At 58.2% G+C, this 16,638-nt stretch carries 8 protein-coding genes; 3 read left to right on the top strand and 5 right to left on the bottom strand.

Annotated features, from left to right (window positions below; genetic code table 11):
* Entirely contained in the window at positions 1–1,203 is a 1,203-nt protein-coding gene (locus Q1K76_RS06805) for a C1 family peptidase (protein ID WP_087409091.1), read from the bottom strand.
* 157 nt (positions 1,204–1,360) lie between these two features.
* Between Q1K76_RS06805 and Q1K76_RS06800 the strand changes: the two genes are divergently transcribed.
* Positions 1,361–2,644 carry a DUF5103 domain-containing protein gene (locus Q1K76_RS06800; RefSeq protein ID WP_087409092.1) on the top strand — a complete coding sequence of 428 codons (1,284 nt, stop codon included), beginning with the start codon at positions 1,361–1,363 and terminating at the stop codon, positions 2,642–2,644.
* Positions 2,645–2,647: 3 nt separating this feature from the next.
* On the opposite strand, the gene Q1K76_RS06795 is transcribed toward Q1K76_RS06800, so the two are convergent.
* Complete coding sequence (locus tag Q1K76_RS06795; protein ID WP_258326780.1) at positions 2,648–3,112, bottom strand: PepSY-like domain-containing protein; 465 nt, start codon at positions 3,110–3,112, stop codon at positions 2,648–2,650.
* Positions 3,113–3,244: 132 nt separating this feature from the next.
* Here Q1K76_RS06795 and Q1K76_RS06790 point away from each other — a divergent pair, with 132 nt between their 5' ends.
* Together Q1K76_RS06790 and Q1K76_RS06785 are read left to right on the top strand one after the other, a co-directional pair.
* Positions 3,245–7,975 carry a translocation/assembly module TamB domain-containing protein gene (locus Q1K76_RS06790; protein ID WP_300132049.1) on the top strand — a complete coding sequence of 1,577 codons (4,731 nt, stop codon included), beginning with the start codon at positions 3,245–3,247 and terminating at the stop codon, positions 7,973–7,975.
* Positions 7,972–10,287 (top strand): BamA/TamA family outer membrane protein, encoded by a 2,316-nt coding sequence (locus Q1K76_RS06785; RefSeq protein WP_300132047.1) that lies wholly within the window; start codon positions 7,972–7,974, stop codon positions 10,285–10,287. Before Q1K76_RS06790 ends, Q1K76_RS06785 begins: the two co-directional genes overlap by 4 nt.
* A 95-nt stretch (positions 10,288–10,382) precedes the next feature.
* Here Q1K76_RS06785 and secA read toward each other — a convergent pair whose 3' ends face one another.
* From secA to Q1K76_RS06770, 3 genes are all read right to left on the bottom strand, one after another.
* Positions 10,383–13,718, bottom strand: coding sequence for a preprotein translocase subunit SecA (gene secA / locus Q1K76_RS06780; protein WP_087409096.1), 3,336 nt, complete (start codon positions 13,716–13,718; stop codon positions 10,383–10,385).
* A gap of 108 nt (positions 13,719–13,826) precedes the next feature.
* A complete protein-coding gene (locus Q1K76_RS06775; protein WP_300132045.1) occupies positions 13,827–15,410 on the bottom strand; it encodes an alkaline phosphatase family protein in 1,584 nt (527 codons plus the stop codon).
* Positions 15,411–15,416: 6 nt separating this feature from the next.
* Positions 15,417–16,622: a DUF4105 domain-containing protein gene (locus Q1K76_RS06770; RefSeq protein WP_158096870.1), complete on the bottom strand. Its 1,206-nt coding sequence runs from the start codon at positions 16,620–16,622 to the stop codon at positions 15,417–15,419.
* Between the last annotated feature and the right edge of the window lie 16 nt (positions 16,623–16,638).

The raw sequence follows: 16,638 nt of genomic DNA, 5'->3' as shown, positions 1-16,638 counted from the left end.
TTACTGCAAATGCAATTTCTTCAGAATCTTGGCTGGGACGGCATCCTTGTGCACCAGAATATCCATCGTCTTGTATTTGACAAAGGCCTCCGACGCATAGAAGAATCCGCCATACACCTGCTCGGTCCCCCACGAGTTTTTCACCTTGTAGTACTTCGTACCGTTCTGGTCGACAGCCGTACCCACGAACACCATGCCGTGGTCGTCGGTTGTCTCGTAGTTGTCAAAAGCCTCCTGGCGCACCTTCTGGTCGATGACCATCTCCTCCTCGGGCTCCTCGAATTTGTAGAGTTCGCCCTCTTTCTCGGCCTTCGACAGTTTCACCCAGCGGGCCAGCTCGGTACCCGAGAGGTTGTCGTTTTTCTTCTCGACGGGAACTACGGCAAAGCCCTTGAGGTATTGGAATCCCTTTTCGCTCACGTCCGACGCCCACATCACCGTATACCCCTTGTCAATCGAGTAGTCGATGGTCTCCATCAGCTCGTTGAGGGGTATGTTGTAGTACTGCGACCACAACCAGTTGTCGGGCACCTCGATGGCAAAAGGTTTGTAGAAGTCGTGGTGTGTAAACGAAGTCAACGGAATGTAGTCGCTCGACTTGATACCCAGCGACTCGGCAAACGACTTGGGCGTGTACTCTACCCCGTTGTAGGTAAACTTCTCGGGCACCTTGCCCAGGTAGGTATCGAGCACCGCCTTGAATCCGTCGAGCCAGGCCGACGACAGCTTCTTGTTGGGGTTGGCGATAACGGCATCGACATAGCCTTTGAGAATGGCATCGAGCTCACCGTGCTGGTGTTTGTCGGTACCGTAGTTCAGGCCGGTATAGACCTCCTCGGGAACCACACCGTATTTATCGATAATGTAGAGCACGTCGTAGGCGCTACCTCCGGCCGAGAACGAGATGCTGCCGTGCATGCGTACATACTTGATGGCCTTCTCGATATAGTCGTTGCGAACGATAAACATCTCGGAGAGGTCGACCGCCGGCTTGCCCTGGCGCAAGAGGTCATCCTCGATAAACGACAGCGTCGAGAAGCTCCAGCACGTGCCCGAGCGGCTCTGGTCTTTCACCGAATTGGTTTTCAACTCTTTCGTAACGGTAAACTGATACCCTACGGAATCTTTCTTGTTCTCTCCGGCCCAAGCGCACACCGAAACCACGGACAATGCGCAGGCAATAGTCAAATGTTTACAATTCATATATCGTCTTTCTTATTCAATTCTCATGTCAAGTTGCGCGCAAATATAGCCAATATTTTCATATTACACGATAATTGCTCCATTTGTATAACAGTTATTAGGAAACCGGCATAAAATTTCGTACATTTGCCACTAAGAACTTTCAAACCGACACTTTATGAAACCGAAATACAGACTGTACGCCCTGCTCGCCGCGATTGCCCTGTGGAGTCCGCTGACCGTTCTGGCCCAGAACTTCTCGAACGAGGTCTACGAAACCCGCGCCTTCAGCGACCGCTTCAAGACCATCCGCACCGACGTCGAGGGGCGCGACCTCTTCCCCCCGATTATCGAGTTGAACAGCAACGAGCACATCACCATCTCGTTCGACGAGATGACCGAGGAGGCCTCGTACCTGCAATACAGTCTCATACACTGCAATGCCGACTGGCGACCCTCGGCCCTGTCGGAGCTCGAATACCTCGACGGCTTCAACACCAACCCCATCGAAACCTTCGACTACTCCATCGCCACCTTTGCCCACTATGTGCATTACAGCCTCACCCTCCCCAACGAGGATGTGCAGTTCAAGGCATCGGGCAACTACGTGTTGCTGGTCTACCCCGAGAACGAACCCGAACAGATATTGCTGCAGGTCTGCTTCTCGGTCTACGAAAACGATATTCTGGTAGCCCCCAGCGTCACCTCGCGTACCGACATCGACTACAACAGCGAGCACCAGCAGGTGAGCGTCAGTCTCAATGCCAACAACTACCGCATACAAAACCCCTACAACGAACTGAAGGTGAGCGTCACCCCCAACGGACGGCGCGACCAGGAGGTGATTGTAACCCGGCCGTTGCGCGTACAGGGCAACCAGGTCATATTCGACCATGACCGCAACCTCATCTTCGAGGCGGGCAACGAGTTCCGCCGGTTCGAAATGGTAGCCACCCGCTACGCCGGGCTGGGTGTCTCGAAAATTTACCACTTCGACCCCTACTACCACGTGGTTCTGACTACCACGGAGCCCCGGGCCGAGACGAGCTACCTCTACGACAAGACTCAAAACGGACGCTTCGTCATCCGCCAGAGCGGTGCCAACGACAGCGACACCGAGGCAGACTACTTCGTGGTGCACTTCACCCTCGACTCCGACCCCATACCAGGCGGCAAAATCTATATCGACGGCGAGATGACCAACCATCTCTACACCCCCTACAACGAGATGGTCTATAACCCGGAAACGGGCCAATACGAGAAAACCCTGCTTCTGAAACAGGGTTCCTACAACTACCAGTATCTGTTCCTGCCCGACGGCGCAAGCTCGGCCACGGCAGCTCCTGTCGAGGGCAACTATTACCAGACGGTCAACGAGTATCTGGTGAAGGTATACCACCGCGCACCGGGCGAACGCTACGACAAGCTCATCGGGATAGGCATGACCTACTCGGGCCGATAATCGTCAATCGTTCCGGGCCTTGACAAACTCGCCCGCTTTCGAAAAATAGAGATGGGTCTCGGGATGGACAAGTGTGAGCTTATAGAGATTCTTGCGCTGCTCCATACTCTCGACTTTCGCACCGGGGTAATGCTGCTCGAGATATTCGCCCACGGGTGCGGGAAGCAATTTCACCAGCTCGGGAGCCAACGGGTTGTCGTGCGAATCGATCTCCTCCCAACGTCCCTTGCGGTCGAACTCCAGGTCGTAACCACCCGAGACCTTCACCCCGTATTCGTCCCACGTGCGCGAGTGTACACACTGCAATACCCGAGCCCCTGGAAAATAGGTTTGCAACAACTGACGCGCCGATTGTGGAAGCTCCGACAGCGAGATTTTCCGATTGGTCGTTTTGTTTTCGCCTCGGCTCGGCCCTATGCCTAATGCAATCGTTGTGAACAAAACGATAAGATACAAATAATTTTTCATATATTTACCTCGGTTTTTAGGTTTTCGGTATATTCTCAAAACAAATTCCTCGAAGCCAATGTTTATAATCCAGTCACTGGAAAACCGTTAAATAGGGTGTAAATACAGAGACTTGAAAAAGATTCCTCCCTCATGAAAAGAGCACTGAAATATATTGCCATCACCCTTGCCTCGCTTTTCGTGCTGCTGCTTGCCCTGCCGCTGTGTATCTACATACCGGCCGTGCAACGATGGGGGAAAACCGAAATATGCCGCTACGTGAACCAGTCGACCGGCATGCAACTGACCATCGGCGACCTGTCGCTGCGCTTCCCCTTCAAGCTGCAAATCGACGACATCCTGCTGCTCACCGCTCCGGGCGACACCCTGCTGCAAAGTGGCAACGTACAGGTAGGCATCGCCCCGGCCCGGCTGCTGAAGGGCGAGGTCGATGTCACCGAAATCGCCCTGCACGCCACCCGTTTCCGCTTTGCAAATGCCGACTCGACCCTCACCTTCTCAGCTCGCGTCGAACGGTTTGCTACCCAAGAGGCCCGCGTCGACCTGAAAGGTTCGCTCATCGAGCTGCCCTCGCTCCAGCTCCAGGGTGGCGACATTGCCCTCGACATCGCGGGCGAGTCGACCGACACCACCGATACCGCCAGCGCCCCGCTCGACTGGCGCATCTCGGTCGGCGAGATAGGCTTGTCGCAGATACACTACGCCATGCAGATGCAGCCCACCATCCAGCAGCTCGACGCCTCGATTGAGACAGCGACCCTGCGGAAGGGATACATCGACCTCTATCGTCAGCAGGTCGATGTGGCCGAGGCGACCATCGACCGGGGCGACTACCGCTACTACCCGGGCAGCGGCGAGACCGGCGAAACTACCACTCCCTCCGAAGAGGCTGCCGATACGGTGGTCTCGCCACCGTGGACCGTGCGGATAGCACAACTGCGGCTGCACCAAAACAGCGCCCTCTATGCCCTGCCGACGAAGATTCCACAAAAGGGGCTCGACCCGGGTTACCTGTCGCTCAACGGCATCGAGATTGCCATCGACTCGCTCTACAACCAGGGCAGTGCCATACGGGTACCTATCAAACAGCTTGCCTTTGTCGAACGCTCGGGGCTGGCCGTCACCCACACGCAAGGCGTCTTTGCGATGGACTCGACCGGCATCGCCCTGCACGACTTCCTCCTGCAAACCGCCCTTTCCGAAATTTCGGCCCAACTGCAGGCGGGGAGCGACATCTTCACCCAGTCGCCCCAGGCTCCCGTCGAGGCCGAGCTGCAAGCCCGCATTGCCGTGGGCGACCTCATCCGACTCTTTCCCCAATACGACTCCTATACCCGGGGAGTGCTCCTCTCGAACACGCTGCACACCGACATAACCGTGGGCGGCACGCTGGGCGACCTGCGCCTCACCCGGGGCGACCTGTCGCTGCCCGGCACATTCAATGCCCGCACCACCGGGCGCGTGCAACACCTGCCCGATACCGAGCGTCTGGCCGGCGAACTGCAATGGGGCATCGCCCTCAGGGAGTCGCCGCTCATCGCCCAATTCATACCCGACTCGCTGCGCCATCGCCTCCATCTTCCCCCTACCCGATTCTCGGGCAGGGCCACCCTGGCCGGCCCGACCATCCAATCGCGGGCCCGACTCTCAACGGGCGACGGCAGCATCGCACTGCGAGCCCGACTCGATACCCGCAGCCAGCAATACCGGGGGCGTCTGCACATCGACCGCTTCCCCCTCTCGGCCTTTCTGCCGCACGATTCGCTGGGTGTACTCTCGGCTTCGGCTCGAATCGAAGGGGAGCGATACAATCCGCTCGACTCGCTGGCCCGACTCACGGCCCACCTCGAGGTAGACACCGCCCAATATGCGGGGTATCTCTACTCGGGACTGACCGTCGACGCCCGCGTGAACCGCGGGAGGGCCACGGGCCACATCGCCTGCACCGACCCCAACCTGCTCGTCGGCCTCAGCCTGTCGGGCTCGATCTCTCCACAACAGTACCTCGTAGCCCTCTCGGGCGACATCCATACCGACCTCGAAGCGCTGCGACTCACCACCGAGACCTGCCAGATGTCGACCTCGATAGCGCTGTCGGGGCAGGTAGAACCAGAGAAGGAGCAATACCAGGCGACCCTGGACCTCAGCAAGCTGTCGCTCCTGCTGCCCACCGGGCGACTGCAGACCGACAAGCTGTCGCTCGCGGCTCAAACCGACTCGACCCGCATACAGGCCTCGCTGCAAAGCGGCGACCTGGCGGTGAACTTCACCTCGGCTACGGGGCTCACGCCATTCCTGGCCAAACTTAGCGACGCGATGCCCATCGTCGCTTCGGTGCAGGAGAAGAAACGGCTCGACATGGAGGCACTGCACCAGGCGTTGCCCCCTTTCGAACTCACGGCCAGTGCCAAACGCAACAACCTGGTGCAACAATATCTCCAGGGGGCAGGCATGGGGTTCTCGCAATTCAGCCTCACGGCGGCCAACGACTCCCTGCTCAATGCCAGGAGTCAGATCGACCGCTTCTCGGCGAGCGGCATCGTCATCGACACCATACAGCTCTCGCTGTTCGAACGGCACGAACGCGAAGAGCGACTCTACTATTCGCTCCAGGTGGGCAACAAACCTGGCAATCTGGACCAACTGGCCTCGGTCAACCTCAACGGGTTCCTGTCGGGCAATACAACCAAATTCTTCTGCGTGCAGAAAAACCGGCAGGGACAGGAGGGATTCCGCATCGGTAGCCAAGTCGACTTCCTCGACTCGCTCGTGAAGGTCTCGCTCTTCCCCAAAAACCCCATCATCGGCTTCGAAACCTGGACCCTGAACCCCGACAACTTCCTGGCTTACCACTACGACCGGCACCACTTCGATGCCAACATTGCCCTCACCCACGGCGACCGTCACCTCATTGTCACCACCCTGCACGGCTCGCCCGCCGACCACGACCTGGCCCGGCAGGAGCCTCTGAAGGTCGACATCAACGGCATGGAGATTGCCCCCTGGCTGGCACTGTCACCCTTCTCGCCGCAGATTGCAGGCAGCGTCTCGGCCAACCTTCTGGTCGATTTCCCGCAGAGCGGCACCCAGGTAGCCGGCAACCTGGAGGTATCGCAATTCTACTACGGCAAGCGACGGGTGGGCGACTTCGACCTGAAGGTCGACTACCTGCTCGATTCGCTCGGTCGGCAGGAGGCTCAGGCCGCCCTGCAAATTGACAGCGTGCAGGTACTGACTCTGTCGGGAGAGCTCGACGACAAGGCTGAATCGCCCGTGACGCTGCAACTGTCGGTCGACAGCCTCCCCCTGGCCACGGCCAACCCCTTTCTGCCGGCCGACATGGCCCAGTTGCAGGGATACCTCAACGGGCAGATGACCGTGGGCGGCACCACTTCGGCTCCCCAGCTCGACGGCTATTTGCAGATAGAGCAGGCCTCGGCCAGCTCCAAATCGATGGGGGCCAGCCTCAACTTCTCGCCCAACCCCATACGCATCGACCGGAACGTGCTGCTGTTCGACAACTACGAAATTGCCGGTGCCAACAAGAACCCGCTGCACATCGACGGGAACGTCGACTTCCGGAATCTGGAGAAGATCAACACCGACCTGCACATCTTCGCCTCGGCCTTCCAGCCCGTGAAGTCGGGCCGCAGCACCAAGGCCACCCTCTACGGCTCGGTCATCGCCGATATGGACATGCGGGTAAACGGCCCCCTCGACGGCCTGAAGATAACCGGCAACGTGGGGTTGCTCACCGGTACCGAGGTGACCTACGTGATGCAGGACTCGCCCTTTGCCCTGCAACAGCAGGAGAACAACATCGTCACTTTCGTCTCGTTCAACGACAGCACCGAAGTAATCGAGGCCGATACTTTGCCCAAAAGCAACATGATGGGCATGGACATCCTGGTCAACATCAACATATCGCCCACCGTGAAGATGGGGGTAAACCTCTCGGTCGACGGCAAAAACCGCATCGATCTTCAGGGTGGCGGCAACCTCACCTACACGATGAATACCCTGGGCGACAGCCGGTTCTCGGGCCGCTACAACCTCTCGGGCGGATTCGTGCGCTACAACCCGCCCATCATCTCGGAGAAGCTGTTCAAGATACAGGACGGCAGCTTCGTCTCGTGGAACGGCGACATTGCCGACCCGCAAATGTCTATTACCGCCGTCGAGACGGTGCGCACCACCATTACCGAAGACGACAAGAACTCGCGGCAGGTCAACTTCGACATCAGCATCCTCATCAAGAACTCGCTCGAAAACCTCTCGGTCTCGTTCGACCTCTCGGCCCCCGAAGACCTCACCCTGCAAAACCAGCTCACCTCGCTCACGGCCGAGCAGCGGGCCTCGCAAGCCATGAGTCTGCTCATCTACAATACCTACACCGGGCCGGGCACCTCGACCACGCGGAGCGACCTGCTGGGCAACCCGCTCAACTCGTTCCTCGAGAAGGAGCTCAACCAGTGGGCCCAGGGGCTGAAGGGCATCGACCTCTCGTTCGGCATCGACTCCTACACCGACGCCTCGGGCATCAACACCCGCACCGACTACTCCTACCGGGCGGCCAAGAGCCTCTTCAACAACCGGGTGAAGGTGGTCATCGGGGGTAGCCTCAGCCCCGACGACAATGCCGACGTCAATTTCAAGGAGAACTTTATCGACGATATTTCGCTGGAATATTACCTCAACCAGCGCGACAACATGTATATCAAGGTATTCCGCCACACGGGTTACGAGAGTATTCTCGAGGGCGAAATCACTCAGACCGGCGTGGGCTTCGTCGTGAAGAAACGGCTGGTCAACCTCTGGGAGCTCTTCCGTTCCCGCAAAAGCCGAAAGGAGGCCGCACCATGAAACAGACCCTTGCCTACCTCTTTGTCGCCCTGCTGGCCACGGCGATACTCATCGGGTGTTCCACCACCCGTCGCCTCACCGACGACGAGGTGCTCTATACCGGCGTGAAGAAGATGGAGATTATCCCCGACTCGGGGGTGAAGATTGCCGACAACGTGAAGTCCGAAATCAAGACCTCCCTCTCGGTGGCTCCCAACAATCCCCTCTTCTCGCCCTACGTGCGCACCCCCTTCCCTCTGGGCCTTTGGGTATGGAACTATCTGGAACCCAAAAGCGACAAAGGGTTGAAACACTGGATTTACGAAAAACTGGCCAAGGAGCCGGTACTCGTCTCGAGCGTGCAGCCCGAGCTGCGCATGAGCGTAATCAAGGACATTCTGGCAAACAACGGCTACTTCGGGGCCGAGGCCGACTACGAACTCATCTACAACAAGCGCAACCCCCGCAAGGCCCGCATCTCGTACAAGGTCGAGGTGCCGCCGGCCTACACCCTCGACACCATCGAGCTGCCGGCGCCTACCACCCCCCTCACCCGGTTTATCGACAGCATCAACAGTGCCACGCTGCTGCAACCCGGCGACCGCTACTGCCTCGACTCGCTCTCGGCTGAACGCGACCGCATCACCAGCGCCCTGCGCAACAACGGCTATTTCTACTTCCGGCCCGAGTATATCGAGTATCTGGCCGATACAACCCTCTCGCCCGGCAAAGTGGCGCTGCGCATGACCCTCAAGAAGGGTATCCCTACCCAGGCGCTCAAACCCTACTACGTGGGGCACATCCACGTGAACCTGCAACGGGCCGACGGCGGCGGCACGCCCGACACCATCCGGTATCCCCACCTGACGGTAGTCTACCGCAAGCCTGTCCACCTGAAGCAGTGGATATTGCCCCGCAACATCACCTTCAGACCGGGCACCATCTATTCGGTAGCCACGCAGAACACCACCCAGTCGAATCTGGGACGGCTGGGCATATTCCGCTCGGTAGCCGTCGAGGTGACCCCGCTCGACTCGCTTGCGCAACGAGACTCGCTCGACGTTACGATACAGGCGGCTTTCGACGTGCCGCTCGAGGCCACCATCGAGGCCAACGTCTCGTCCAAGTCGAACAGTTACATAGGCCCAGGACTGATTTTCGGTATCACCCACAACAACCTTTTCGGGGGCGGCGAGAAGCTCTCGGTGAAACTCAACGGCAGCTACGAGTGGCAGACGGGCGGCGGCTCGCAACACGGCAAGGCATCGCTCTTCAACTCCTATGAATTCGGCTTGAACTCGTCGCTCTCCTTCCCCCGCATCGTGCCCGGTTTCCTGCCGCAGATGCCCCGCACCCGCCGGTACCCCGCCTACACGCGGTTCCAGTTGGGTGCCAACCTGATGAACCGGCCGCACTACTTCCGCATGGTGTCGTTCAACGGGTCGATGAGTTACGAGTACCGCACCTCGCTGCGGGCCGGCCATTCGGTCACCCCCTTCAAACTGGTCTATACCAAACTGCTCAATACCACCGAGTCGTTCGACAAGACCATGGAGGAGAACCCCGCCATCGCCCTCAGCTTCCGCGACCAGTTCATCCCCTCGTCGAGCTACACCTATACCTACGACACCTCCTACGGCCGCGAAGTCGACAATCGCTTCGTATGGCAACTGATGGGCATGTCGGCCGGCAACATCCTGAGCGGCATTACCTCGCTGCTGGGACAACACGGCGAGAAACGCATCTTCGGCAGCAGCTTCTCCCAGTTTGTCAAGGGGAGCGCCGAGATGGTCTACTACCACCGTTTCCGCCCCGACCACTGGCTGGTAGGCCGCCTGTTCATCGGGGCCGAACATGCCTACGGCAACTCGCAGGAGGTTCCGTACAGCGAACAGTTCTACATCGGTGGAGCCAACAGCATACGCGCCTTCACCATCCGCTCGCTGGGCCCCGGCAGCTACCTGCCGCCGCAGGACGATGTAGACGGATACTTCGACCAGACGGGTACCTTCAAGCTCGAGGCCAACCTCGAATACCGATTCCCCATCTGGGGCGACCTGCACGGCGCCGCCTTTGTCGATGCCGGCAACATCTGGCTGCTGAAGCGCGACCCCAACCGCCCGGGTGGCGAGCTAGACGGTCGCACCTTCCTCAAAGACATCGCCCTGGGTACCGGCGTGGGGCTGCGCTACGACATCGGGATGCTGGTGATACGCGGCGATCTGGGTATCGGCATCCACGCCCCCTACGAGACCGGCCGCAAAGGGTACTACAACATGACCTCATTCAAAAACAGCCTCGCCTTCCACCTGGCTATCGGCTACCCCTTCTAAGGTATTCCCCCCGACCTTAAAAGCTATTCAACAAAAATACAACAGGCGGCTCTCCGAAGAGAGTCGCCTGCTGCGTGCGTATGGCAAAAGGGAGATTAAAGTCCTCTCCCGTGACAGTTTTTGTATTTCTTGCCGCTACCGCAAGGACAGGGATCGTTGCGGCCTACGCGGGGAGCAGCCTTGATAGGCTCGGTAACCCGCGGCTGTTGCGGTGCAGCGGCGGCCTGTGCCTGAGCTTGGGCTTGACCCTGCTGGGCCGGCTGTTGGGCCTGACCGGGGTAGTCGTCCTTCTGGGTGCGGTACTTGCTGTAATCCTCGCGACGTTCGGGAGCGGCCTCGCGCACATCCTGCGGCTCCTGGATGTATATCTGACCCCGCATGAGGATGGCGATAGCCTTGCGGTTCATCGCCTCGACCATCGACTTGAAGAGGTTGAACGACTCGAGCTTGTAGATCAACAGCGGGTCTTTCTGCTCGTAGCTGGCATTCTGTACCGACTGGCGCAACTGGTCGAGTTCGCGCAAGTGCTCTTTCCAAGCCTCGTCGATAGTCATCAGCAATACGGCTTTCTGGAACTGCTTAACCACCGACTGCGATTCGCTCTTGTAGGCCTCGTTGATGTCGCAGGCGATACCAAACACCCGTTTGCCGTCGGTGATGGGCACCCGTATCATGCCGGTCGACAGACCGCGCATCTCTACGAAGGGCTTGATATTCATGTGAGCAATCTCGGCCATGCGTTCGCCCTTGCGCTTGAAGGTGGCGACCACGGCCTCGTAGAGGCTGTCGATAATCTCGTTCTTGCGCATCGAGCGGAATTTCTCTTCGTCGAAAGGCATCTCTACGGCAAATATCTTGAACATCTCCATCGACAGCGGTTCGTAGTCGTTGGAGCCGTTGTAGGCCTCGACCAGCGACTCGATGGTATCGTAGAACATGTTCATGATGTCGATACCGATACGCTCGCCCATCAAGGCGTGGTGACGCTTGGTGTAGATAACGTTACGCTGGGCGTTCATCACGTCGTCGTATTCGAGCAACCGTTTGCGGATACCGTAGTTGTTCTCTTCGACGCGACGCTGGGCGTTCTCGATCGACTTGGATACCATGCGATGTTCGATCATCTCGTCTTCCTTGAGACCCAGACGGTCGAGCATCTTCACCACGCGGTCGGTGGCAAACAGACGCATCACCGTATCTTCGAACGATACGAAGAATACCGACGAACCCGGGTCGCCCTGACGTCCGGCACGACCACGCAACTGACGGTCGACACGACGCGACTCGTGACGCTCGGTACCGATGATGGCCAGACCTCCGGCCTCGCGCACGGCGGGCGACAGCTTGATATCGGTACCACGACCGGCCATGTTGGTAGCGATGGTCACGGTACCCGTCTGTCCGGCCTGGGCCACGATTTCGGCCTCGCGCTGGTGATATTTGGCATTCAACACATTGTGCTTGATCTTGCGCATGGTGAGCATACGGCTCAACAACTCCGAAATCTCGACCGACGTGGTACCTACCAGTACCGGGCGTCCGGCCTCGACCATCTTCACAATCTCTTCGATTACGGCGTTGTACTTGGCACGCTTGGTCTTGTATACCCGGTCGTCCATATCGATACGGGCTACCGGCTTGTTGGTGGGGATAGTCACCACATCGAGCTTATAGATGTCCCAGAACTCACCGGCTTCGGTCTCGGCGGTACCGGTCATACCGGCCAGCTTGTGATACATGCGGAAGTAGTTCTGCAACGTGATGGTGGCAAAGGTTTGCGTGGCGGCCTCGACCTTCACGTGCTCCTTGGCCTCGATGGCCTGGTGCAGACCGTCGGAGTAGCGACGCCCCTCCATGATACGGCCGGTCTGCTCGTCGACGATTTTCACCTTGTTGTCGATGACCACATACTGGTCGTTGAGCTCGAAGAGGGTATAGGCTTTCAACAACTGATGCACGGTGTGAACCCGCTCGGCCTTGATGGCGTAGTTTTGCAGCAGCTCGTCCTTGCGGTTCTGTTTCTCCTCGGGCGTGAGGTTTTGATTCTCGAGGTCCGAGAGCTCTTCGCTGATGTTGGGCAGCACGAAGAAGTTGGGGTCGTCCGACTTGCCGGTCATCACATCGATACCCTTATCGGTAAGGTCGATGCTGTTGTTCTTTTCGTCGATTACGAAGTAGAGGTCGTCGGTAATTTCGGGCATACGGCGGTTGTTGTCGGCCATATAGATAGCCTCGGTCTCGAGCATCAGGGGTTTGATACCGGGCTCACTGAGGTATTTGATAAGGGCTCCGTTCTTGGGCAGACCCTTGAAGCAACGGTAGAGCAAAACGGCACCCTCGTCGCGGGTCTTCTTGTCGTCCGAGGCGATTTTGGTCTTGGCCTCGGCCAGCAGCTTGGTTACCAGGGTACGCTGCATCTTCACCAGCTCCTCGACTTTGGGCTGGAACTGCTCGAACATCTGGTCGTCGCCCTTGGGGGTGGGACCCGAAATGATCAACGGCGTACGGGCATCGTCGATCAACACCGAGTCGACCTCGTCGACAATGGCGTAGTTGTGCATGCGCTGTACCAGGTCGAGGGGCGAGCTGGCCATGTTGTCACGCAGGTAGTCGAAACCGAATTCGTTGTTGGTACCGAAGGTAATATCGGCATTGTAGGCGTTGCGTCGAGCTTCGGAGTTGGGCTCGTGCTTGTCGATACAGTCGACCGACAGGCCGTGGAACATGTAGAGCGGGCCCATCCACTCCGAGTCACGTTTCGACAGGTAGTCGTTGACCGTCACCACGTGCACGCCGTTGCCCGGCAGGGCGTTGAGGAATACCGGCAGCGTGGCCACCAGCGTTTTACCTTCACCGGTAGCCATCTCGGCAATCTTACCCTTGTGCAGTACCACACCACCGATGAGCTGCACGTCGTAGTGTACCATGTCCCACACCACTTCGTTGCCACCGGCCATCCAGTGGTTCACATAGATGGCCTTGTCGCCCTCGATATGCACGAAGTCGTGGTCTACGGCCAGGTTGCGGTCGAAGTCGTTGGCGGTCACCTCGATAGTCTCGTTGTTGCAGAAACGGCGGGCGGTCTCCTTCACGATGGCAAAAACCTCGGGGAGCGACTCGTCGAGCACATCTTCGATTTTCTTCAGAATGTTTTTCTCGATTTTGTCAATCTCTTCCCAAGTCGATTCACGCTTGTCGTAGTCGAGCGTCTCGACATGCTCCTTGAGCTCGGCAATGCGTTGACGGTCGGGAGCAACCGTATCCTGGATATGCTGCTTCACCACATCGACGCGATGACGCAGCTCGTCGTTCGTCAGTTTTTCGAGTTCGGGCGATATAGCCTTGATTTTCTGGATATAAGGCTCTATCTCTTTCAAGTCGCGCTGCGACTTGTTGCCGAACAGCTTTTTCAATAAATCGTTAAATCCCATATAAAGTGTCTGTTTTATTCGTTAATAAAAGGTTCTTCCCCGCAGGGAGTCCCATAGAACCCCTGCAAAAATAGTGCAAATTTTGCTAACTCCGCAAAAAGGAAGAAATTAGTATTGAATTTCGGAGAGCGGAGAGGCCGAAGAACCGTTGGGCGAACGGATGCGCAGCAGGCGCGAAACGGTGGGTGCAATGGCCGTAGCCCGCACCGGCGTGGCAATGTGTACCGGCTTCACGTCAGGAGCGAGGATGAAGCAAGGGGCCGGTATGGCGTTGATGCGCACATACTCGCGGGTGTCGGCATTGTCCTCATACACCACCTCCCACCCGGGGCAAAGGTCGAGCACGAGGTCGCCCGACAGCTTGGGGCAGTAGCCGTTGCGCATGGCGGCGAGCCGGTCGGTACCGTAGCTCAACAGCAGCCGTTGCGAGGTGTAGACATCCTGTACACCGGCCATCTGTATCAGGAACGAAGCGGCCTTGTCGCGCATCTCGTCGGCATCGAGGTCGCGCTCCTTGATGAGTTTGCGATTCAGAAATATCTGTCGGTTCTGGTAGCCGATGACCCAGTCGCCCTGGCCATAAAGAGCCATCAGGTAGACATTCAGCAGCGACACGGCACGGCGCGGATAGAACTCGCCCGAGGGTATGTTGTAGATGGGCGACTCCTTGGCTTCGCCCTTGAAGTAGCCGGTCGAGGCCACGAAGATGACGGTATGGTCGAGCCCCACCTTCTTGTCTATCTCGTCGAGCAGCCGGGCCAGATCACGATCGAGGCGCACGTAGGTGTCCTGCAACTCCAGGCCGTACTCCTGCACGGTCTTGTTCAGGTAGACCCCGGCCGTATAGCCGACGTTGAGCATGTCGAGCACGCCCCGGCGTCCCAGAAGCCCCTTGTCGAGGAACTCCACGGCCACATCGGTAATCTCGCGGTTGACCAGCGCCGTTGTCTTGAACTGGGCAAAGCGGTCGCGGTTGTCGTGCGAGAAGGTGCGCTTGAACGAAAAATCGTTGGTCAGGTAGGGTATGGCCGTATAGAGGTCGGGGGTATAGACCGGCGTCCAGGCCAGCGTATCGATGCGAGCCGACAGCGAACGTCCGTAGTTGAACTGCTCGATATAGGCCGGCACATCGCGGTAGTAGGTCGTGGTGGCCCACTTGCCGTTACGGTCGTTTATCCAGAAAGCACAGTTACCAGCATGACCCGCACTGATGATGGCCTGCTGGGCATCGGGAGCCACGGCATAGACGCGCCCCAGGCCGCCGCTCACAATCTTTACCTCGTCGCTGATGGTCGAGGTCTTGAGCCGTTCGGGCGAAAAGGTCTCTTGCGTATAGTTGCCTATCTTGGAAGGGTCGTTCAGAATAAACTCTTCGCGCTGGAATGTAGTATTGAAAAACCGCTCCGAGGGGATGCCATGGAAAAAGGGCATCGTGCCCGTGTAGAGCGTGGCCGTAGCCGAGGCTTTGTCGACATTGGGATAGTCGTAGACCAAGTTTTCGCAAACCACCCCCTCCTTCATCAATCGCTTGAAGCCCTTCTCTCCGAAAAGATGCTGCAAGGCCATCAGGTAGTCGGTGCGCAACTGGTCGACCGTAATACCCACCACCAGACGCGGTGCCTGGTCGGCCGACTGTACCAGCGGTACAACCAGCAAAGAGAGCAGAAGTGTTGCTAATACCTTTTTTTTCATATCTGTTCAATTCCGCTTCTTGCCGTGCTCCACCCACAGCCAGGTGAGCGAACGCATCATCAACACCAGCACCAGCGGAATGAATGCCGGGTTGAACTGCTGGGGAATCCAGTGCCACAGCACCAGAAAAATCAACAGCCCCGCAAAGTTAGCAAAATGATAGTATCTAACGATATTTTTAAGAGATTTAAACCAAATGAAGAGGGCCATCAACAACCACAGGGGATGAAGCCAAAAGGCCGAATAGTTGGGCCAGGTGGCCGGATGCACCGAGACGAACATGAGGAAAAAGACAATCACTCCTCCCAATCCGTAGGCGGTAAAGAGCACGGTATCGAGTACCCGCGAGCAACGTCCCCGCCGGATGTCGCAGAGCGACCACACCGCCACAATCGCCGCCAGCAACCAGGCCACGAAGAGGGGGGTGAGGTAGAAGGGGGTCACACCGGGACGGGCCGGGACTTCGGGGTCGTAGAGCACCTCGGTACGGCTCACCAGCGGCACCGCGGCCGAGTCGGGTGCGAGTTGAATCTCGGCCCGGGCAAAGGCCTCTTTCAGCACTTCGGGGCCGAACATCTGTTCGCGGTAAGTCATGGGGCGGTCCAGACTGCCACCCAGGGCCAGGTCGATGCCGAAGATGAGCCAGGGGCAACGCTCGGCGTAGCTGTCGATCTCCTCGCGGAAGGTGGGCAACTCGCCCTCGGGTTCGTGGTAGCGCACCCGATTGCCGAGGGTCGCCTCGACCATGTTGCGGGGCCGGGTGGCGCAGTTGTCGAAGAGGAAGTTATAGCGGTAGACGCGGTTCTGGGGCTGGGCATTCTCCAGCAGGGCGTAGAAGAGTGCCTGGCTCTGCTCGGGCGTGAGGTTGAGAATCTGCTCGTCGACCCGCGACTCGCGCATCACATAGTTGAACAGGAAGGTGCGGAAGTCGTTCACACCCAGGCAATAGTCGGTCTCGCCCTTGGTAAACCGCCACACAAAGGCCGGGGCATTGAAGTCGAACATGCCATAGTTGAACACATAGTCAAATCCGCCGGGAGTCAACTGCCTGACCCGCAAGGCCGTGTGCCCGAAAAGCTCGTACACCTCGGTACCGGGGCCGCACGTGAGCAGACTCACCTGCAGGGAGTCGCGGTTCTCGACCTGGGCCTGTACACTCATTGCCAGCGCGGCCACCAGCGCAGCCACGAATAATCGTACCTTTATCAACATGCTCGATTTCATCGCC

This window comes from uncultured Barnesiella sp. (genome assembly GCF_946496565.1).
Taxonomy (GTDB): Bacteria; Bacteroidota; Bacteroidia; order Bacteroidales; family Barnesiellaceae; genus Barnesiella; species Barnesiella merdigallinarum.
Note: the sequence above shows the minus strand (reverse complement) of the source record. Positions and strands in the feature narration are given on the sequence as shown.

Bases quoted from the DNA above. Each gene is read 5' to 3' on its own strand.
- Q1K76_RS06805 (WP_087409091.1), bottom strand. From the start codon at position 1,203: ATGAATTGTAAACATTTGACTATTGCCTGCGCATTGTCCGTGGTTTCG.
- Q1K76_RS06800 (WP_087409092.1), top strand. From the start codon at position 1,361: ATGAAACCGAAATACAGACTGTACGCCCTGCTCGCCGCGATTGCCCTG.
- Q1K76_RS06795 (WP_258326780.1), bottom strand. From the start codon at position 3,112: ATGAAAAATTATTTGTATCTTATCGTTTTGTTCACAACGATTGCATTA.
- Q1K76_RS06790 (WP_300132049.1), top strand. From the start codon at position 3,245: ATGAAAAGAGCACTGAAATATATTGCCATCACCCTTGCCTCGCTTTTC.
- Q1K76_RS06785 (WP_300132047.1), top strand. From the start codon at position 7,972: ATGAAACAGACCCTTGCCTACCTCTTTGTCGCCCTGCTGGCCACGGCG.
- secA (WP_087409096.1), bottom strand. From the start codon at position 13,718: ATGGGATTTAACGATTTATTGAAAAAGCTGTTCGGCAACAAGTCGCAG.
- Q1K76_RS06775 (WP_300132045.1), bottom strand. From the start codon at position 15,410: ATGAAAAAAAAGGTATTAGCAACACTTCTGCTCTCTTTGCTGGTTGTA.
- Q1K76_RS06770 (WP_158096870.1), bottom strand. From the start codon at position 16,622: ATGTTGATAAAGGTACGATTATTCGTGGCTGCGCTGGTGGCCGCGCTG.